At 72.6% G+C, this 19773-nt stretch carries 15 protein-coding genes; 4 read left to right on the top strand and 11 right to left on the bottom strand.

The window, feature by feature from the left end; genetic code table 11:
- Window positions 1-58 precede the first annotated feature (58 nt).
- A complete protein-coding gene (locus ACW69E_RS16160) occupies window positions 59-238 on the bottom strand; it encodes a hypothetical protein (RefSeq protein ID WP_457498951.1) in 180 nt (59 codons plus the stop codon).
- A gap of 209 nt (window positions 239-447) precedes the next feature.
- Here ACW69E_RS16160 and ACW69E_RS16155 point away from each other — a divergent pair, with 209 nt between their 5' ends.
- Together ACW69E_RS16155 and ACW69E_RS16150 are read left to right on the top strand one after the other, a co-directional pair.
- Window positions 448-3597 carry a tetratricopeptide repeat protein gene (locus ACW69E_RS16155; protein WP_457498950.1) on the top strand — a complete coding sequence of 1050 codons (3150 nt, stop codon included), beginning with the start codon at window positions 448-450 and terminating at the stop codon, window positions 3595-3597.
- A 120-nt stretch (window positions 3598-3717) separates the two neighbouring features.
- A complete protein-coding gene (locus ACW69E_RS16150; protein ID WP_457498949.1) occupies window positions 3718-4404 on the top strand; it encodes a recombinase family protein in 687 nt (228 codons plus the stop codon).
- Here the strand turns inward: ACW69E_RS16150 and ACW69E_RS16145 are convergent.
- Both ACW69E_RS16145 and ACW69E_RS16140 read right to left on the bottom strand, forming a co-directional pair.
- Window positions 4317-8291, bottom strand: a complete 3975-nt coding sequence (locus ACW69E_RS16145; RefSeq protein ID WP_457498948.1) for a LamG-like jellyroll fold domain-containing protein — start codon at window positions 8289-8291, stop codon at window positions 4317-4319. The two genes, ACW69E_RS16150 and ACW69E_RS16145, sit on opposite strands and share 88 nt — an antisense overlap.
- A gap of 297 nt (window positions 8292-8588) precedes the next feature.
- Complete coding sequence (locus tag ACW69E_RS16140; RefSeq protein ID WP_457498947.1) at window positions 8589-10001, bottom strand: peptidase C39 family protein; 1413 nt, start codon at window positions 9999-10001, stop codon at window positions 8589-8591.
- A 290-nt stretch (window positions 10002-10291) separates the two neighbouring features.
- Between ACW69E_RS16140 and ACW69E_RS16135 the strand changes: the two genes are divergently transcribed.
- Window positions 10292-10891, top strand: coding sequence for a uridine kinase family protein (locus ACW69E_RS16135; RefSeq protein WP_457499025.1), 600 nt, complete (start codon window positions 10292-10294; stop codon window positions 10889-10891).
- Between the two features lie 464 nt (window positions 10892-11355).
- Complete coding sequence (locus tag ACW69E_RS16130) at window positions 11356-13320, top strand: AAA family ATPase (RefSeq protein WP_457498946.1); 1965 nt, start codon at window positions 11356-11358, stop codon at window positions 13318-13320.
- A 102-nt stretch (window positions 13321-13422) separates the two neighbouring features.
- On the opposite strand, the gene ACW69E_RS16125 is transcribed toward ACW69E_RS16130, so the two are convergent.
- From ACW69E_RS16125 to ribD, 8 genes are all read right to left on the bottom strand, one after another.
- Window positions 13423-13902 (bottom strand): PH domain-containing protein, encoded by a 480-nt coding sequence (locus ACW69E_RS16125; protein ID WP_457498945.1) that lies wholly within the window; start codon window positions 13900-13902, stop codon window positions 13423-13425.
- Window positions 13903-13966: 64 nt separating this feature from the next.
- Complete coding sequence (gene hisG / locus ACW69E_RS16120; protein ID WP_279949543.1) at window positions 13967-14815, bottom strand: ATP phosphoribosyltransferase; 849 nt, start codon at window positions 14813-14815, stop codon at window positions 13967-13969.
- A gap of 129 nt (window positions 14816-14944) precedes the next feature.
- The gene (locus tag ACW69E_RS16115; protein ID WP_093656614.1) at window positions 14945-15217 is read right to left on the bottom strand and encodes a phosphoribosyl-ATP diphosphatase; all 273 of its coding nucleotides are present in this window, start codon (window positions 15215-15217) and stop codon (window positions 14945-14947) included.
- 34 nt (window positions 15218-15251) lie between these two features.
- Complete coding sequence (gene ribH / locus ACW69E_RS16110; protein WP_101256059.1) at window positions 15252-15737, bottom strand: 6,7-dimethyl-8-ribityllumazine synthase; 486 nt, start codon at window positions 15735-15737, stop codon at window positions 15252-15254.
- Between the two features lie 85 nt (window positions 15738-15822).
- Window positions 15823-17208: a bifunctional 3,4-dihydroxy-2-butanone-4-phosphate synthase/GTP cyclohydrolase II gene (locus ACW69E_RS16105; protein WP_457498944.1), complete on the bottom strand. Its 1386-nt coding sequence runs from the start codon at window positions 17206-17208 to the stop codon at window positions 15823-15825.
- The gene (locus ACW69E_RS16100; RefSeq protein WP_457498943.1) at window positions 17205-17894 is read right to left on the bottom strand and encodes a nicotinamide mononucleotide transporter family protein; all 690 of its coding nucleotides are present in this window, start codon (window positions 17892-17894) and stop codon (window positions 17205-17207) included. The genes ACW69E_RS16105 and ACW69E_RS16100 overlap by 4 nt, the downstream gene beginning before the upstream one ends.
- Window positions 17891-18529, bottom strand: coding sequence for a riboflavin synthase (locus ACW69E_RS16095; RefSeq protein ID WP_457498942.1), 639 nt, complete (start codon window positions 18527-18529; stop codon window positions 17891-17893). Before ACW69E_RS16095 ends, ACW69E_RS16100 begins: the two co-directional genes overlap by 4 nt.
- Window positions 18530-19681, bottom strand: coding sequence for a bifunctional diaminohydroxyphosphoribosylaminopyrimidine deaminase/5-amino-6-(5-phosphoribosylamino)uracil reductase RibD (gene ribD, locus ACW69E_RS16090; protein WP_457499024.1), 1152 nt, complete (start codon window positions 19679-19681; stop codon window positions 18530-18532).
- Between the last annotated feature and the right edge of the window lie 92 nt (window positions 19682-19773).

The raw sequence follows: 19773 nt of genomic DNA, 5'->3' as shown, positions 1-19773 counted from the left end.
AACGCCGGTGGCCCGCGTCGGCCGGCGGCGGGAGGTCGCGGCTTGCGCGTGTGGGTGGTCACCGGCCGCGGGTCTTGCGGAGGAGGACCTTGAGGGTTTCGCGGGCGTCCCGGCGGCGGAGGGGGTCGCGGGCCAGGGCTGCGGTCAGCGCGACCGCGGCGATGGTGCCGGTGTAGACCGCGGCGGCCGCGCCGGCGGGCAGCAGGGCGCCGTCGAGGAGCTGGGGCAGGGCGGACATGGGCGGGCACCTTCCGAGGCAGGCCCGCGAGGCGGGGCGCTGGGGTGGTGCTTCCCATGAGCGCATCGCGTACCGGTGGGCCGGAAACGCCCGCACGGCACAACGAGCCTGTCTATCCTGGTCAGTCCGGGCGGGGGTGTTTTCCGGAGTTCATCCGGTCCGGATGGACTCCGGACGGACATTGGCCGTCCGGAGGGGAGGAGTACGCGGTGGCGGAAGCGCGCGATCCGGTGCAGGAGTTCCACCTCAAGCTGTCCGCGCTCTACCGGGCTGCGGGCAAGCCGACACACGACCTACTTGCCCGGCGCACCCAGGTGGACGACTCCACGCTCAACGACTGGCTGACCGGCAAGGCCGTCCCCTCCAACGGGAAGACCCTGGCGACTGTGGTGGGCGTGCTGAAGGGCATGGCCAGCGCCGGGTGTCCGCGGGACCCGGTGGGCGGGTGGGAGACGCTGCGCGCGGCGGCGGCCAAGAGCAGAAGGTCCGGCAAGGGCGGCCGTCGCCCGGTGCGTCGGATGCTGGGTCCGGTGCCTGCGGTGGCGGACTGCTACCAGGACCGGCCCGAAACCGCGCAGCTGGAAGCCGCCGCGGACGGCGGGACGGCGGTGCTGGGCCAGTTACTGGTCGGGATGGGCGGAGTCGGCAAGACCCAGCTCGCCGCCCGCTACGCCCGCACCGCCTTTGATGAACGCCGGGTGGAGGTGCTGGTGTGGATCACCGCCGCGTCCCAGCAGGCGATCACCGCCGCCTATGCCGGCGCCGCGGCCCAGATCCTGGGCACCGACCCCGCCGACCCGCAGGCCGCCGGACTGTTCCGCGACTGGCTGAGACTGCCGCCCGGCGAACGCGGCGGCGGGTCGGCACCGGGGGCCCGGTGGCTGATCGTGCTCGATGACGTACCTGACCCCGGGGCAGTCCGCGGGCTGTGGCCACCGGACGTGGCGCACGGGCAGACCGTGGTCACCACCCGCAACCAGGACGCCGCCTTCCACACCTCCGGCCGGCGCCGCATCGATATCGGGCTGTACACCCCCGAGCAGGCCAGCGCCTACCTGACAGCCAAACTCGCCCAACACGGCCGCGTCGATGATCGTGGCCAGATCGCGGGCCTGGCCAGCGACTTCGGGTACCTGCCGCTGGCCTTGTCCCAGGCCATCCCCTTCATGATCAACCGGAAGCTGGACTGCGCCGCCTACCGCCGCCGCCTCGCCGACCGGGCCAAGACCCTCACCCACGTACTGCCACCCGTGGGAGGACTGCCCGACGAGCAGAGCAGAACGGTCGCCGCCGCGTGGGAGATGTCCATCGAACTGGCCGACCAGCAGCCCCCACAAGGACTGGCCCGGCCCCTGCTGCACCTGATCGCACTGCTGGACCCCAACGGCATCCCCGCCCCCGTGCTGAACAACGCCCCCATCCTGGCCCACCTCACCACCCACCACACCCCCACCACACACACCCCGATGCCGGAAGACAGCGCCGCCATCGATCCCGACGACGCCGCCGACGCGCTGGCGAACCTGGAACAGTTCAGCCTCCTCACCCACACCCCCGACACCCCCCACCAAGCGGTACGCATCCACCAGCTCATCCAGCGCGCCGTCCACGAACCCCTCCCCAGCGACTACCGAGACCGCTGCGCCCGCACCGCCGCCGACGCCCTGACCGCCGCCTGGCCCGACATCGAACGCGACACCGACCTCGCCCAGGCCCTGCGCGCCAACACCACCGCCCTCACCCACACCGCCGAAGACGCCCTGTACCGGCCCACCCCCCACACCGTGCTCCTCCGTACCGGCGAGAGCCTCGGCGAAGCCGGCCAGGTCACCGCCGCCATCACCCACTTCCACCGTCTGACCGAAACCACCCACCACCACCTCGGTCCCGACCCCCTCCACACCCTGGCCGCCCGCGGCAACCTCGCCCGGTGGCGGGGTATGGCGGGGGATGCGGCGGGTGCCGCAGCCGCGTACGAACAGCTGCTGGCCGATCTGGTGCGGGTGCTGGGCCCCGACCACCCCCACACCCTGACCACCCGCGGCAACCTCGCCCGGTGGCGGGGTGAGGCGGGAGACGCAGCAGGTGCCGCAGCCGCGTACGAACAGCTGCTGGCCGATCTGGTGCGGGTGTTGGGCCCTGACCATCCCCACACCCTGGCCGCCCGCAACAACCTTGCCGGGGCGAGGGGTGAGGCGGGAGACGCAGCAGGTGCCACGGCCGCCTACGAACAGCTGCTTACCAACATGGTGCGGGTGCTAGGCCCTGACCACCCCCACACCCTGACCACCCGCAGCGACCTTGCCGGGGCGAGGGGTGAGGCGGGAGACGCAGCAGGTGCCACGGCCGCCTACGAACAGCTGCTGACCGACCAGGTGCGGGTGCTAGGCCCTGACCACCCCCACACCCTGACCACCCGCAGCAACCTCGCCTGGTGGCGGGGTGGGGCGGGGGATGCGGCGGGTGCCGCAGCCGCGTACGAACAGCTGCTGGCCGATCTGATGCGGGTGCTGGGTCCCGACCATCCCCACACCCTGGCCGCCGGCGGCAACCTTGCCGGGTGGCGGGGTGAGGCGGGGGATGCGGCGGGTGCCGCAGCCGCGTACGAGGAACTGCTTGCCAACATGGTGCGGGTCCTCGGCCCTGACCACCCCCACACCCTGACCACTCGCGGCAACCTCGCCCACATGCGAGGTGAGGCGGGGGACGTAGCAGGTGCCGCAGCCGCCTACGAACAGCTGCTGGCTGACCGGGTGCGGGTGCTGGGCCCCGACCACCCTGACTCCCTGGCCGCCCGCGGCAACCTCGCCCGGTTGCGGGGTGAGGCGGGGGGCGTAGCAGGTGCCACGACCGCCTACGAACAGCTGCTGGCTGACCGGGTGCGGGTGCTGGGCCCCGACCACCCCCACACTCTGGCCGCCCGCAACGACCTCGCCCGGTTGCGGGGTATGGCGGGGGATGCGGCGGGTGCCGCAGCCGCCTACGAACAGCTGCTGACCGGCCTGGTGCGGGTGTTGGGCCCCGACCACCCCCTCACCCTGACTGCCCGAGGCGACCTCGCCCACTGGCGGGGTGCGGCGGGGGACGTAGCAGGTGCCACGACCGCCTACGAACAGCTGCTGGCCGATCTGGTGCGGGTGCTGGGCCCCGACCACCCCCACACCCTGACCGCCCGCAACAACCTCGCCCACTGGCGGGGTGCGGCGGGGGATGCGGTGGGCGCCGCAGCCGCCTACGAACAGCTGCTTACCAACATGGTGCGGGTACTGGGCCCCGACCACCCCCACACCTTGACCACCCGCAACAACCTCGCCCACTGGCGGATTAAAGCGAACGTTGACGAATCGACCGATTCCTGAACAAGATCAATAAGTGGGGTCGCGCGGCCGGATCAGCGCCGGATCACGCCCATAAAACGGTGTCAGAAAGTCGATGTGCTCAAGAACTCGGGGAGCACCGTTTTCTGTACAATCTGGCGGGTGCAGCCACCCCAGGACGATGACACCGCCGATCTCCTCGCCCCCGTTCCGGCCATACGGACCGGCAGCCTCGTGGGATACGCACGAGTGTCCACCAAGGGGCAGTTGCTCGACCGGCAGATCCATGCACTCACCGAAGCAGGGTGCATCCGGATCTTCGCTGACAAGAAGTCCGGCAAGAACGCCGAACGTGAGGAGCTGTGGAAGGCCCTCGACTATCTGCGCGAGGGCGACACGCTCGTCGTCCCGTCGCTGGACCGGCTCGGCCGTTCTATCCAGGACCTCATCGCCATCGTGTCCGGCCTGCGCAAGCGCGGCATCGGCTTCACCTCGCTGCACGAGGCGCTCGACACCACCACGCCCGGCGGGCGCCTGGTCTTCCACGTCTTCGCGGCCCTGGCGGAGTTCATCCGCGAACTCATTGTCCAGGGCACTAACGAGGGCCTGGACGCCGCCCGCGCCCGAGGTGTCCGACTCGGCCGCCCGCCGGCGATGACCGACGAGCAGGTACGTCACGCCCGGGACCTGCTCGCCCGCCCGGAGAACACCGTCACCTCGATCGCGAAGCTCCTCGGCGTCTCCAGAAACACGATCTACAACTACGTGCCCGAACTGAAGGGCGGCCGCCTCGCACTCGCCGAGGCCCCAGCCGCTGAACTGCCTGGTCCTGCGACGCCCACTGAGTGATCAGGCTCTACCGCTAGATTCCGTTCCGATACTCCCCGAGGGCCAGAGCCTTCCGCACTGAGCAGGGTCACCGGGGCCTCGGGGATCGCGGCGGCCTTGGCCCAGGCCGTCGCGGTGAAGCTGGCGCTGGTGTCCACCGGCACAACGTCGGTGGCGGCGTAGTCGTCCACACCGTCCAGTTCCAGGGAGCCGAAGTCGATCCATGAATCCATGCCGCCGGTCGCGCCGCCGTGGAGGGTCATGGGGCGGCCCTCCGGGGAGGAGTCCGGGGTGGTGACCGGGGAGGTCCCGTCGGTGGACTCGAAGTTCCAGCGGCCCTTGACCAGCGGGCGCTGCTTGAACAGCTGCTGGACCTCGGCTGCCGAGGCGGGGCGGTCGAAGAGGCGGACGTCGTCGATGGCGCCGGGGAAGAAGTTGCCCATGACGCCGCTGTAGGAGCCGGCGCCGAGGTACATGGACTGGTTGGCGTAGAAGGCGCCTTCCAGTGTGGTGGATCCGGCCTTGGCGCCGTTGACGTACAGGGTCAGGGTGTCGGCGACGGTGTCGTGGACGCCGGCCAGGTGGGTCCACTGCCCGGCGTGGGCGGTGGTGCCCTCCGGCTGCATGGCGCGGATGAGGCCGGAACCCGCGCTGTCGGAGGCGTACTGGTTGACCGCCCACCGGTCGTTGGCGGCCGAGTAGTACAGCTCGAAGCCGGGGCGTGCCCGGCCCGCCTGGGCGGCGATGATCGCCGCACGGTCGGGCTTGTCGTCCAGTTTGGCCCAGGCGGAGATGGTGAAGCTGCGTGCGGTGTTCACGTGCGGGCCGCTGGTCTGCCCGATCCTGGCGTAGGCGTCGGTGCCGTTGAAGTGGGCGGCCTTGCCCGCCACGCCGGGCTCGCCGGGGGTGACGCCACCGTGGAAGCGGGCGGGCAGCACATCGCCGTGCCCGGTGATCTCGGTGGCGTCCGCCTCCTCGTCGAGGGGGAAGACCGCCAGGGCGGGGCGTCCGGGGTCGCCGACCTGCTGGTGGGCGCCGAGCTTGCCGACCTCGTTGGCGGTGAGCGGCTTGTCGAAGAGTTGGAGGTCGTCGATGGCGCCGGGGAAGAAGTTGCCCATGACGCCGCTGTAGGAGCCGGCTCCGATGCTCAGGCCGCGGCGGGCGTTCCACGGGGTGGCGTACGGGGTCTGGCCGACCAGGGTGCCGTCGACGAACAGTTCCAGCATGTCCCGGGCGGAGTCGTAGGAGCCCACCAGGTGGGTCCAGGTGCCGGCGCTCACCCCGCCGGGGGTGTCGGCCATCGCGCGGACGATGCCCGCGCCGGCCTGGTCGGCGGCGTACTGGTTGAACACCCACCGGTCATAGGCCTGGGAGTAGTACAGCTCGAATCCGGGGCGGTGGTTGCCCGGCTGGGCGGCGATGACCGCCGCACGGCTGGGCATCGCGGCGAGCTTGACCCAGGCGGAGACGGCGAATCCGCGGCTGGTGTCGACCACCGGGATGCCGGTGGCCGCGTAGTCGTCGGTGCCGTCGAACTCCACGGCGGTGCCCTTCTTGCCCGCCGCCCCGGGGGTGGCGCCGCCGTGCAGGGTCGCGGTGCGGGCCGGGGTGGAGCCTTCGGCCTGGGTGGCGCCGGCCTCCTCGTCCATCTGCCAGGTGGCCCGCTCGGGCTGCCCGGCCTTGACCCGGAACTGGTAGGTGCGGATCTCCGACCCGTTGCCCGCCGCGTCGAACGCCTGAGCGGTGACGAAGTTCAGCCCCGGCTTCGCCGGCAGCATCCTGAAGACCTTCGCCCCTCCACCGGAGGTGCTGATCTGGTTCGCTGCCACGGGATCACCATTGATGCCGTACCGGTAGCGGGTCACATCCGTCGAGGACGAGTCCACCGTGAAGGTGCCGTACTGGCCCACCCCGTCGTACCAGGGGTCGTCCGGGTTCTCCGGGTCCGAGGCCGGATACTCAGCCGAGGAGACCGCCGGGGCCTTGGGCACACTGGTGTCGTAGACGAAGTAGCAGCCGGTCGGGTCGCCCGCGTAGGACCACGGCGAGTAGTTCCCGTACCCGGTCGAGTCCGTGTCCCGCACCCGCGCGTACCAGTGAATCTGCGTGTTCTCCGGAATCGTCGTCGGCAGTTTGATGGAGAAGCTGGAGCCGGACTTCTTGTAAGTGGACAGCGACGGTTTCCACCGCGCGATCAGGCCCTTGCCGTCCCCGGCGTCCCACTTGGCCTGGAACTGCACCGCGACGTTGTCGCCGTCGGGGTCGGTGACATCGCTGGCACGGATCGTGCCCAGGGTGCGCACCCGTGCCGCGTCCGCCGGCCGCTTGCAGGTGCCGCCATACTGCATCGTCAGCTGCGACATCTTCAGCTGGTAAGGCGGACGGTTGTACTTCACCCGCAGGAACGCCTTGTCCGAGAACCGCTTCCATCCGTAGCGGTCGGTCTCGCTGGAGGCCTGCAGTCCGAACGTCATCGTCGACCACTTGCCGTTCGCGGCCTGCTGGACTGCTGACTTCACGTTGAACTCGGCGTCCTTGGCCGCGCAACCGTCGTGGCCGTGAGCGAAGGACTCCGTCTTGAGGTGGTCGATCCAGAAGTCGGAGTTGTTCTGAGTGTTCCAGGTCGTGGAGGAGGAGATGCCCTTGGTGCGCCACAGCTGCACTCCGCGCGCCGTACACGACGCCGAGTGGACGTTGCGGACGACGAACTCCGCCGACAGGATCGACTTGCCCGCGAACTTGGAGACCGGTATCCGGTAGAACAGCCGCTTGGTGTCATACGGCTTGCAGTAGTTCCAGCCGCAGTAGCCCATACCGGCATCCGACTCGCCGTTGAACTTCCACTGCGGCGAGGAGGCCCAGTACTTCGACACCATCGTCCACGCCGAGGCGCGCGGCGAGTACCACTGCGGGTCGATGAACACCGGGTAGACCGTGTCCGCTCCTCGCAGCACCTCCTGGTCGGGGGTGAGGACCAGCTCGCTCCCGTCCTCGGGGACCTCCACGTCCAGCGGTGCCAGCTTGCCCGACTCGCCCGCGCCGGGCTCACCGTCGGCCTCCCCGGTTTTGGCGGCTGTCTCCTGGGCCGGGGCCTTCTGCGCCGCCTCCTCACCGGTCCCACCAGCGCTGGAGTCCCACATCAGCGGTGTCGGCGCCTCGAAGACCACGCCCTTGGCGCCGTCGTCGATCGCCTCCAGTCCGCCCTGGGCGGTCTCGCGGACGTCCATTCCGTCGGCCGCCAGGCTCAGGCGCAGCTCGGCCAGCTCGGGGCTGGCGGCCGCCTGCGCCGACTTGACCACCAGCAGCTGGGTGAAGCCGTCCTCCTGGGCCCCCATGCGCAGGTCCACCCCGGGCAGGACCTCCGGATAGGTGGCCGTGTCACCGTCCAGCCGCGGCTCCGGGAGCTCCCCCGGCCAGGTCAGGGCCAGCTCGCGTCCGGCCTTCTCCATCCGCACCAGCGGGGCGTCGCCGCCGCCGGAGAACTCCATCCCCACCGTGGTCGCCTTCGGCGCCACCGCCCCGTCGGAGGTCGCGGCCAGACCGGTGTCGACCGGCTGCCACTCCCCCTTTACCCGGGTGCGGACCGGACGCAGATACTCGCGCGCCTCCAACTGCCCGTCCGGAGTGGCGTAGACGTCGCTGCTCTCACCGCGCAGCGACAGCACTTCCACGCTCTCACCGGAACGTTTCGCCTCCGCCAGCGCCTCATCCTCGGAGAACGCCGACGGCTGCTTCGGATCCCCGTCCTCGGTGAGCACGCGCTGCGGCCGGGGCTGAGCCGACGCCTCCTCGGCGAGGCCGGGTGTCAGCCCCGCGACCAGCACAGCCCCCAGTGCGATGGCCACCGGGCCACCGAAGCCGCGCGTGCGGGCACGACGAAACATCCCCCGACCCCCCAGAGAAGACATGAAGATCACGTAAAGGTCCGGAGGAGACCGTAAACGCTCCACCACGGACCGACCAGCCCCACCAAGCGGACATCTAGCTCTCAATGAGACACCGAACACAGAGGGCTACGTGACGTGCGTCACGCGCCGTGCTGGTCGTGACAGGTCTCAGGCGCGCTGCGCCTGGAAGTACAACCTCACGGCTTGAGACATGAAAAGTCCGCCGCGCCCCTGAGGATCAGCGCTCCCCCGCACGAAGCGTCGCGGTGGATGGGGCACCGGTCCATCAAGGTCACGGCGGACTGCCAGGGCGCCGGGTCAGCGGATACCGAGGCTCCGTAGGGCGCGGCGCTGCGCCGGGGAGGGCTTCGCCGGGAAGAGGATGTAGCAGATGCCTCCCGTACCGCTTCTGACCCGGCCGTTCGCGTCGTAGCGCTTGGTGCGCAGCCAGATGTTCTCGAACTGCCGGCGCTTGTAGACACGGCGGACGGCCTCGTTGCTGTCGCTGGCCGGGTCGTTGGCGATGACGTCGCCGTCCTCCGTGAAGCCGATGACGGTCATCAGGTGGCCCGCGGTGCCGTAGCCCGCGCCGTCGAGTTCGGAGGCCATGAAGGACTGGGAGGTGATCAGGGGGATGCCGGCGCGGATCAGGAGTTCGGCGTCCGCGAGGGAGTCCAGGCGGGTGACGATGCCCTGCATGTCGCGGTAGGTGGCCGCGTAGGCGGTGTTGAACGGCCAGTTGCCGCAGCCGGAGTACTGGTAGTCGTAGGTGAAGCGGGCGGCGTGGCAGACCTGGGGGTCGGCGTAGTCGGGGTTGACCCAGGACAGGTCCTCGGCGGTGGGCCTGCGGCCCCAGTACTCGATGATCATCTGCGAGGAGGTCGGGCTGCACCACGCCTCGCCGCCGTTGTCGTACTCCGGGTACTGGCCGATGTGGGTGTTCTGCGAGTAGCGCGGGACGTCCAGTTCGACGCCTGCGGCCACGCCCGGCGCGGAGGCCGGGACCTCGAAGCGGGCGGGGACGTCGGAGCCCATGGCGCCCAGACGCCAGACCACCGGGGTCGCGTCGGTGCCCAGGGCACGGTGGAGGGTGGCGCGCAGCCGGTAGGAGGCCAGGCGCAGACCGGTGGAGGTGTCGTCGACGGCGAAGGTGTCGGTCCAGATGCTGGATTTGCCGTCGCCCTGGTCGTCCACGGAGGTGCGGCGGATGTCCTCGTCGCCGGCGGCCCAGACGCCCAGGGTGTACCAGGGGGTGTCGGTGCCGTCGGTGTAGGTGCCCCGCATCTCGATCCGGATCCAGGTGCCGGCCGGGGTGTGGGCGTTCCAGGAGGCGACGAGTTCGCTCACGGGCACCGGCAGGCGGTGGACGGGCGAGGTCCACACCGCGTACTCCCAGGCGGCGGTTCGCCCGGTGTGCGGGTCGGTGTAGTCGGCGGTGCCCGCGGGGGCGGCGATGGCGATGCCGGGGCGGCGGCCGGCCGCCACGCGGGTGCCCCGCCCGGCGCCGGAGCGCCAGTCGGCGCCGGAGGTCCAGGCGCGGTAGTCCACCGTGGAGCCGGACCGAGGGCCGCTCTCCGTACCGCCCCGGCCCGCGCCGGGGGCTGAAGGGGAGGCCGGGAGCGGGGAGGCGGCGGCCGGGGAGAGGGCGGTCTGGGAGGCGACGGCCGCTGCGGCGGTGGCGACGGCGGCGGCGAGTACGGTGCGGCGGGTGGCCGGTCTGCTGTCGGTCATGGCGGTGGGTACCCCGGTCCTTCCGTGAGTCGGTGCGCGTGCGGAGTCGCGCGTGGGTGCTGCGCCGATACGGCGGCGGCGGCGGTGGCGCCGCGGACGCACCGCGGAGTGTCCACATCTTCCCGCCGCCGTATCTCCGGGGCCAGTGCTGCGGGCCCCCATACACCCGAAAACATTGGTCTCGGCCAGTGGCGTTGTCGGGCCGGCCGTAGGCTGGGACGGTGATTCCCGGTGCCCGCTCCGATCCGGCCGGTCCGGACGGTTCGAACAGTCCGGCCGGACCGCTCGGCCTGGCAGGCCTCGCCCGGCGGCTGCGCGCCCTGCCGCCGTCGTGCGGGCCGGTGCGGCTGGTGGCGGTCGACGGGCACGCCGGGTCGGGCAAGAGCACGCTGGCCGGGCACCTGGCGGCTCGGCTGGACGGGGCGCCGGTGCTCCATCTGGACGATCTGGCGAGCCATGACGCCCTGTTCGGGTGGACCGGCCGTTTTCTTGAGCAGGTGGCCGCCCCCCTCTCGCGCGGGGAGCCGGCCCGGTACGAGGTGTACGACTGGGAGCGCCGGGTGTTCGGCGGGGCGCGTATGCTGCCGCCCGCGCCGGTGGTGCTGGTGGAGGGGGTCGGCGCGGGCCGTAGCGCCCTGCGCCCCCGGCTGGCCTGTGTCGTGTGGCTGGAGGTGCCGCGCGAGGAGGCCTGGGCCCGGGGGCGGCGCAGGGACGGGCCGGAGCTCGCGGGCTTCTGGGACGGCTGGGAGCGCGCGGAGGACCGGCACTTCGCCGCCGATCCCACCCTCCCCCACGCCGACCTCCTGGTACGGCGGTGCGCGCGGGGATATCTGGTGCTCCCGGGGCCGCGGGGCGGGCGGGACAAGTCCGCCGGGGACCACGGTGGGTGACGCTGTATCAGCGCTGCGCGCTCCGGCCGTACCGGGCCGTATGTTCCTTCCCGCACCGGCTTGACCGGCCCCGGTCCCCGGTTCTACGTTCTCCCTGAACGGCCTGCACAGGCCGTTCCCACACGAAGCCCCCGGTTGTTCCCCCGTGATCGGGGGCTTCGTCCTGCCCGGTGCCTGTCAGGGTCCCGCCCGGAGGGCCCAGGCGCGTTCTCACCGTCCGTCACCGAACCCCTGCCACCGGCTCGCCGGCGCCCGGCCGCCTCGCCCCCGGACCGCCCCGTGCCCGCTCATACGCCGTCTACGCCCGAAACCGGGGCGCGGGTACCATGCCAAAGGCCGCGGACGGCTTGGGCCCTGCCCTGCTGCCTGCGGCAACTCCCTTTCACAGCATGGTCGTTGAACGCCGTTGAGAACCACCGCCGCCGTCGGGTGACCACCCGGCGCATACCTTCGGGGGACGTTTCGTGGGGGATGTGAGGGACTACGGCACGCAGGACGTCCACGGTCCGCAGGCCCCCGCCGATCTCGCCTGGCTGCGCGGCGTCGACGCGTACACCGTGGGCTCCTACACCCACGCCGAGGAGGAGTTCCGCGCCGCCGTGCGCATCGACCCGGGCATGGCCGACGCCTGGCTCGGGCTGCACGCCCTGCGGGTGGACACCGCCACCGCGCTGCTGCGGATGCACGAGCACCGCCACCGCTTCGGCGAGCAGCGCGCCCGGCACGACCGCGCCCTCAACTCCTGGTACTGGCTGGGCTGGTGGGTGCAGCCGGTGCTGGAGACCGAGCGCGACCTGCTGCTGGCGCACGCCTCGCACTGGCTGGACGGCCGGCGTGTGGCGGATCTGGACCGGGCGCTGGCCGAGTGCCCGCCGGTGGAGGCCGACCCGCAGGTGCGGTTCCTGCACGCCTGCCGCGCCTATCTCACCAAGGACTGGGAGCTGCTGGTCCGGCACACCGAGCCGCTGGTGGGCGATCCGCTGCTGGGCGTGGAGGCGAGCCTGTTCGCGGGCATGGCCCGGGTGCGGCTGGAGATGTACGGGCAGGCCGAGCCGCTGCTGGCCGCCGCCCTGATGCGCTGCCGCAGCGAGCAGCCGCAGCGCAAGGAGCTGCGCTACTGGCTGGCCCGGGCCCGGGAGGGCACCGGGCGCAGTGCGGCGGCGCTGCCGCTGTACCGGGCGGTGTACCGGGTGGACCCGGCGTTCATGGACACCGCCGCCCGGCTCACCGCCATCGCCGAGGGCGACGGGCTGGACGACGCGCCGGAGGTGGCGGAGGCGGCGGCCGTGACGGTCGTGGACGGTGCCGGCGGGGCGGGGGACGTGCCGTTCGGCGGTCTTCCGGATGATCCGCCGGCCGGTGGCGGGTGGCCCGCCGACGGTGCGGACCTCGCCGACCCGGCCGCCGGAGGCCTGGTCGGCGGGAGCGCCGCGGGCGGCGGTGTGAGCGGGCCCGTGCCGGTGGAGACGGACCGGGCCCGGGAGCGGTCCTCCGGCCGCCGGGGGACGGCCGGGCGCTTCCCGGCGGGGCCGTCCGATCCGGTGCTGCTGGCCCGCGCGATGGGGGAGCTGGAGCGCATGGTCGGCCTGGAGCCGGTCAAGCGCCAGGTGCGGGCGCTGTCGGCGCAGCTGCACATGGCGCGGCTCCGCGCCGAGCAGGGGCTGCCCGTCCAGCCGCCCAAGCGGCACTTCGTCTTCTCCGGTCCCTCGGGGACGGGGAAGACGACGGTGGCGCGGATCCTGGGGCGGGTCTTCTGCGCGCTGGGCCTGCTGGGCGGCGACCATCTGGTGGAGGCGCAGCGCTCCGATCTGGTGGGCGAGTACCTGGGCCAGACGGCGGTCAAGGCGAACGAGCTGATCGACTCCGCGCTGGGCGGGGTGCTCTTCGTGGACGAGGCGTACAGCCTGTCCAACACCGGTTACGGCAAGGGCGACGCGTACGGCGACGAGGCGCTTCAGGTGCTGCTCAAGCGCGCCGAGGACAACCGGGACCGGCTGGTGGTGATCCTGGCGGGCTATCCGGAGGGCATGGACCGGCTGCTGGCCGCCAACCCGGGCCTGGGCTCGCGTTTCACCACCCGGGTGGACTTCCCCAGCTACCGCCCGCCGGAACTGACGGCCATCGGCGAGGTGCTGGCGGCCGAGAACGGCGATGTGTGGGACGAGGAGGCGCTGGAGGAGCTGCGCAGCATCAGCGGCCATGTGGTGGGCCAGGGCTGGATCGACGAGCTGGGCAACGGCCGCTTCCTGCGAACCCTGTACGAGAAGTCCTGTGCCTACCGCGATCTGCGGCTGTCGGACTGTCCGGGCACCCTCTCCCGGGAGGAGCTGGCGACGCTGCGGCTGCCGGATCTGATGCAGGCCTACGGTGAGGTGCTGTCCGGCCGGGGCCCCGAGGGGCCCCGGCGCGAGCCGCCCTCGTTCGCCTGACCTCCGCTGCGAAGCGAGGCGGTGCGGGACGCGGGGCCGGTCCGGTCCGACGGGTCGGCGGGTCGGCGGGTCGGCGGGTCGGCGGTCCGGCGGTCCGGCGGGTCAGCCGGAGGACGGCCCCGCGCCGTGGTGCTCGGCCAGCGCGCGCAGCGCCTTCGCGTCCCGGATGGCCTGCTGTTTCGCGACGCCGGGCTGGATGCCCATGGCGGGCAGGGTCGTGCCGTCGGCGAGGTCGAGCAGGACCCATGGGTCGCCGGGGCGGAGGTTCACCTTGATGATCTCCGCCCACTCCAGGTGACGGACGGTGGTGAGGTTGACGACCGTGACGCCGCTCTCCTGCGCGACCACCTTCGGACGGCTGAGCAGGGCGAGGACGCCGAGGAACAGCAGGCCGGTGAGGACGAAGGAGGCCCGCTCCCCCGGGCCGAGGCTCTCCAGCATCACCGCGACCGTGGTGAGGGTGGCCAGGATCGCGACACCGACCGACAGCAGGACGATGCGGGTGCGGGCGGGCCGGAAGGTCACCGGCAGTCCGGGGCCGGAGCCGGGGTCTGTGCCGGGCTCGGGGGCGGGGGCGGGCACGTGCGTCGCTCTTTCGATGGGTCGGTGCTTGGTCGTCTCGATGCCTCGGTGGGTGCCGGCGGCCTCAGAGTCGGCAGGCGTGGATGCCGGTGGTGAGGATCGCGCGGGCGCCCAGGTCGTACAGGTCGTCCATGATCCGCTGGGCCTCCCCGGCGGGCACCATGGAGCGGACCGCGACCCAGCCCTCGTGGTGCAGCGGCGAGATGGTGGGCGACTCCAGACCCGGGGTGAGGGCCACGGCCTGCTCGACCTTCTCGGCGCGGATGTCGTAGTCCATCATCACGTAGCGCCGGGCCACCAGGACGCCCTGCATGCGGCGGAGGAACTGCCGCACCTTGGGGTCGTCGGCGGGGGCTCCGGTGCGCCGGATGACGACTGCCTCGGACTCCAGGATGGGTTCGCCGATGATCTCCAGTCCGGCGTTGCGCAGCGTGGTGCCGGTCTCGACGACGTCGGCGATGATCTCGGCGACGCCGAGCTGGATGGCGGTCTCCACCGCGCCGTCGAGGCGGACGACGGAGGCGTCCACCCCGTTGTCGGCCAGGTGCTTGGCGACCAGGCCGGGGAAGGAGGTGGCGATGGTCATGCCGCCGAAGTCGCCGACGTCGCCCGCCGTGCCGGGGCGGGTGGCGTAGCGGAAGGTGGAGCCGGCGAAGCCGAGCTGGAGGATCTCCTCGGCGGCGGCCCCGGAGTCCAGCAGCAGGTCGCGGCCGGTGATGCCGATGTCGAGCTTGCCGGAGCCCACGTAGACGGCGATGTCACGGGGGCGGAGGAAGAAGAACTCGACCTCGTTGTCGCTGTCCACCAGGACCAGCTCGCGGCGGTCCTTGCGCTGCTTGTAGCCGGCCTCATGGAGCATCGCCGACGCAGGCTCGGACAGTGAACCCTTGTTGGGGACGGCGATGCGCAGCATGGGGTGGTCTTCCTTCGCTTCTTCGGGCTGGTGCGGGCGGCGCGGAGTGGGGTCGTGCGGGTGGAGTGGTGCGGAGTACGGGCGGGGCGCGGTCGGCGGTGACGGCGCCGGGGGGATCCGGGGCGTTTCCTACAGGTGAGCGTATACGTCGTCGAGGCCGATGCCCCGGGCGACCATCATCACCTGAAGGTGGTACAGCAGTTGGGAGATCTCCTCGGCGGTGCGCTCGGCTCCCTCGTGCTCCGCGGCCATCCACACCTCGGCGGCCTCCTCGACGACCTTCTTGCCGATGGTGTGGACGCCCGCGGCCACCAGTTCGGCGGTGCGGGAGGTGGCGGGGTCGCCGGTGGCGGCCTTCTGCTGGAGCTCGCCGAAGAGCTCCTCGAATGTCTTGTTCGCCATGGTGCCCCCTACCCTACGCCGGTCGCGGGCCCGTTCACCGCCAGGGTTCGGCGACGGTGCGCAGGACGGCGGCCGTGGCGACGGCGGCGGTGACCGCCTCGTGGCCCTTGTCCTCGCTGGAGCCCTCCAGCCCGGCGCGGTCCAGGGCCTGCTCCTCGGTGTCGCAGGTCAGCACGCCGAAACCGACGGGTACGCCGGTCTCCACGGAGACCTGGGTGAGGCCGGTGGTGACGCCTTGGCAGACGTAGTCGAAGTGCGGGGTGCCGCCGCGGATGACGACGCCGAGGGCGACGACCGCGTCGTAGCCGCGGGCGGCCAGCACCTTGGCCGCGACGGGCAGCTCGAAGCTGCCGGGGACGCGCAGCACGGTGGGCTCGTCGATGCCCAGCTCGCCCAGGGCGCGCAGCGCACCGTCGAGCAGGCCGCCCATCACCTTCTCGTGCCACTGCGCGGCGATCACCGCCACGCGCAGGTCGCCGCAGTTCTTGACGGTCAGTTCGGGGGCGCCCTTGCCGCTCACGTTGCTCCTCGTCGACGGGTCGTTCGGTGGGTGGGTGGGTGTACAGGTGGGGATGTGCGGGTGGGGTGTTGCGGCGGGGCCGGTGTCACTGGCCGCCGCAGACGGGGACCGGCTCCCCCTCCAGCCAGGGCAGGTCATGGCCCATGCGGTCCCGCTTGGTGCGCAGGTAGCGCAGGTTGTGCTCGCCCGCCTGGACGGGCATCGGCTCGCGGCCGGTGACGCGCAGACCGTACCGGGCGAGGGCACCGGTCTTGTCGGGGTTGTTGGTCATCAGCCGCAGGGAGCGCACGCCGAGGTCGGTGAGCATCTGCGCGGCGGCGGCGTAGTCGCGGGCGTCGGCGGGCAGGCCGAGCTCCAGGTTGGCGTCGAGGGTGTCTCGACCCGCCTCCTGGAGCTGGTAGGCGCGCAGCTTGGACAGCAGGCCGATGCCCCGGCCCTCGTGTCCGCGCAGGTAGACCACCACGCCGCGGCCCTCGGCGGCCACGCGGCGCAGGGAGTCCTGGAGCTGGGGGCCGCAGTCGCAGCGCAGCGAGCCGAACACGTCGCCGGTCAGGCACTCGGAGTGCACCCGCACCAGTACGTTCTCGGCGCCCTCGACGTCCCCGGCGACCAGGGCGATGTGCTCCACGCCGTCGGCGGTGGAGCGGTAGCCGTGGGCGCGGAAGTCACCGTGGGCGGTGGGCAGGGAGGTGACGGCCTCGCGGCGGACGGCGGGGGTGGCGGGGGTGGGCACGGGGGCGGCGGCGGGCGCGGGAACGGAGGGAGCGGCCCGCTCGCGGGAGCGGCGGTAGGCGATCAGCGCCTCGATGGAGACGATCGCCAGGCCGTGCTTGCGGGCGAAGGGCACCAGCTCGGGCAGGCGCAGCATGGTGCCGTCCTCGCCGGCGATCTCCACGATGGCGGCGGCGGGGCGCAGTCCGGCCAGCCTGGCGAGGTCGACCCCGGCCTCGGTGTGGCCGGGGCGCTCCAGCACGCCGCCGGGGCGGGCGCGCAGCGGGAAGACGTGGCCGGGGCGTACGAAGTCGCCGGCCTCGCGGTCCGGGTCGGCCAGCAGCCGGATGGTGGTGGCGCGGTCGGCGGCGGAGATGCCGGTGGTCACACCGTGGGCGGCGGAGGCGTCCACGGAGACGGTGAAGGCGGTGCCCATCGACTCGGTGTTCTCGCCGACCATCTGCGGCAGCTCCAGCCGCTCCAGCTCGCAGGCCTCCATCGGAGTGCAGATCAGGCCGCGGCACTCGCTCATCATGAAGGCGACGATCTCGGGCGTGATCAGCTCGGCCGCGACGATGAGGTCGCCCTCGTTCTCGCGGTCCTCGTCGTCGACGACGACCACCGGGCGTCCGGCGGCGATGTCGGCGATCGCGCGCTCGACCGGGTCCAGCTCCAGAACGTCGGCGGCCTCGCCGCCGAACGCGTCGGCCGCTGCCGCGGGGTCGGCGGCGCGCGGGTTCCAGGTGTGCAGCACGGTCATGCCGGGGCTCCTTCCAGAGCGGGGTCGTTCGCCGCCTTCGCTCGGGAGCGCAGCCACCAGTCGCGCAGGCCCCACAGGACGAGGACGAAGTAGATGACGTAGACCAGGCCGGAGAAGGCCAGGCCGCTGCCGAAGGCGAGCGGGACGCCGACCAGGTCCACCAGCAGCCAGGCGAACCAGAACTCCACCCAGCCGCGGGCCTGGGCGACCATCGCCGCCAGGGTGCCGACGAAGATGTAGGCGTCGGCCCACGGGCTCCAGGAAAGCTGCGGGTAGAGGGTGAACAGTCCGCCGACGGCGAGGGTGCCGGCGGCCGTCCCGGCCAGCAGCCATCCGCGTTCGCGCCAGGTGGCGAACCGTACGGTGATCCTGCCGTCGGCGCTGCCGCGCTCCTCCGCGGAAGCCGAGGCGCCGCGCCGCCACTGGTACCAGCCCCACACGGCGACGCCGATGACCAGCAGCTGCTTGCCGACCCCGCCCGAGAGCTGGGCGGAGGCGTAAGCGGCGATCAGGATGAGCCCGGCCAGGAACTGCGCGGGCCAGGTCCAGATGGAGCGGCGCCAGCCGAGGGCGAGGGCGATCAGGCCCATGACGTTGCCGACCATGTCGGACCACTTCACGCTCTGGCCGAACGCCTCGAAGGCGGTGCCGTTGAGGGTCCCGTCGAGCCACTCCAGCGCGCTCATCGCAGGGCCTCGGCGGGCTCGGCGGTGCCGGCGGTTCCGGCTGCGGCGCGGTGGCCGAGCAGCCGCTCGACGTACTTGGCCAGGACGTCGACCTCCAGGTTGACCGGGTCGCCGACGCCCTTCACGCCCAGGGTGGTCAGGGCGAGGGTGGTGGGGATGAGACTGACGGTGAAGTCCGCCTCGCCCGCCTCGACGACGGTGAGGCTGACACCGTCCACGGTGATCGAGCCCTTCTCGACGATGTAGCGGGTGAGTCCGTCCGGGGCGGCGATCCTGACGATCTCCCAGTTCTCGCCGGGGACGCGCTCGGTGATGGTGCCGGTGCCGTCCACATGGCCCTGGACGATGTGGCCGCCCAGCCGTCCGCCCAGCGTCATGGGGCGCTCCAGGTTGACGCGGTCGCCGGCGGACAGGGCGCCGAGGCCGGAGCGCTTGAGGGTCTCGGCCATGACGTCGGCGGTGAACTCGCCGTCGGCGGTGTCCACGACGGTCAGGCAGACGCCGTTGACCGCGATCGAGTCGCCGTGCCCTGCCCCCTCGGTCACCAGTGGGCCCCGCAGCCGGAAGCGGGAGCTGTCCTCCAGCTTCTCGACGGCGACGACCTCGCCCAGCTCTTCGACGATTCCGGTGAACACTCAGGACTCCTTGGACATGTGGACGGCGGGGACGGAGGCGGGTTCGGCGGGCGGGGCCGGTGCGGCGTCGACGCGCAGATCGGGCCCGATCCGCTCGACCGCGGTCACCCTCAGGCGCAACGCATCGGCGATGGTGGCGATTCCGGCGTCGGCGAGGGCGGCGGGCCCGGCGCCCAGGAGGGCGGGGGCGAGGTAGGCGGTGACCCGGTCCACGGCGCGGGCCGCGACGAAGGCACCGGCCAGGGTGGCACCGCCCTCCAGCAGGACGGACCGCACACCGCGGTCGTGGAGGGCCGTGAGCAGCGCGGCGACGTCCAGGCCGCCGCCGTGCCCGCCGCCGTGCCCGGAGGGTCCGCCCGTTCCGGCGGCGCGCGGCAGCCGTACCACTTCGGCGTGTCCGTCGAGGTGGGCGGTGGCGGTGTCCGGCAGGTCGTCGGCGACGGCGATCAGGGTGGGGGCGGCGCCGTCCAGGACACGGGCGCCGGGCCGGACGGCGCGGGCCTCGGTGTCGGCGACGACGCGCAGCGGCTGGACGGCGCCGGGGACGCCGCGCACCGCGAGGTGGGGGTCGTCGGCGCGGGCGGTGCCGGAGCCGACGAGCACGGCGTCGGCCTCGGCGCGCAACCGGTGGACGTCGGCGCGGGCGGCGCCGGAGGTGATCCAGCGGCTGGTGCCGTCGGCCGCGGCGGTACGGCCGTCGAGGGTGGCGGCGTACTTCCAGCGCACGTACGGGCGGCCCAGGCGCACCGAGGTCAGCCAGGGGGCGTTGACCTCGGCGGCCTCCTCGGCCAGGAGGCCGCTCTCGGTGTCGATCCCGGCGGCGGCCAGGGTCCCCGCGCCGCCGCGGGCGTCGGGGGTGGGGTCGGCGACGGCATAGACCACCCGGGTGATGCCGGCGTCGATCAGGGCTCGGCTGCACGGTCCGGTGCGGCCGGTGTGGTCGCAGGGCTCCAGGGTGACGACGGCTGTGCCGCCGCGGGCCGCCTCGCCGGCCTCGGCGAGGGCGTGGACCTCGGCGTGGGGGCCGCCGGCGCGCCGGTGCCAGCCCTCGCCGGCGACGTGCCCTGCGGCGTCGAGGACGACGCAGCCGACGACGGGGTTGGGGCTTGTGGAGCCGAGGCCCCGGGCGGAGAGGGCGACGGCGCGGCGCATGGCCTCTCGTTCGCGCTCCCGCGCGGTGGGCGCTGCGGCTTCGGTGGCCACCGGGTCCTCCTGCCTCTTCGGGCACGGACTCCGGGGCGGTA

The sequence above is a fragment of the Streptomyces sp. SS8 genome (genome assembly GCF_054072955.1).
This window is presented reverse-complemented; position numbering and strand designations above follow the sequence as displayed.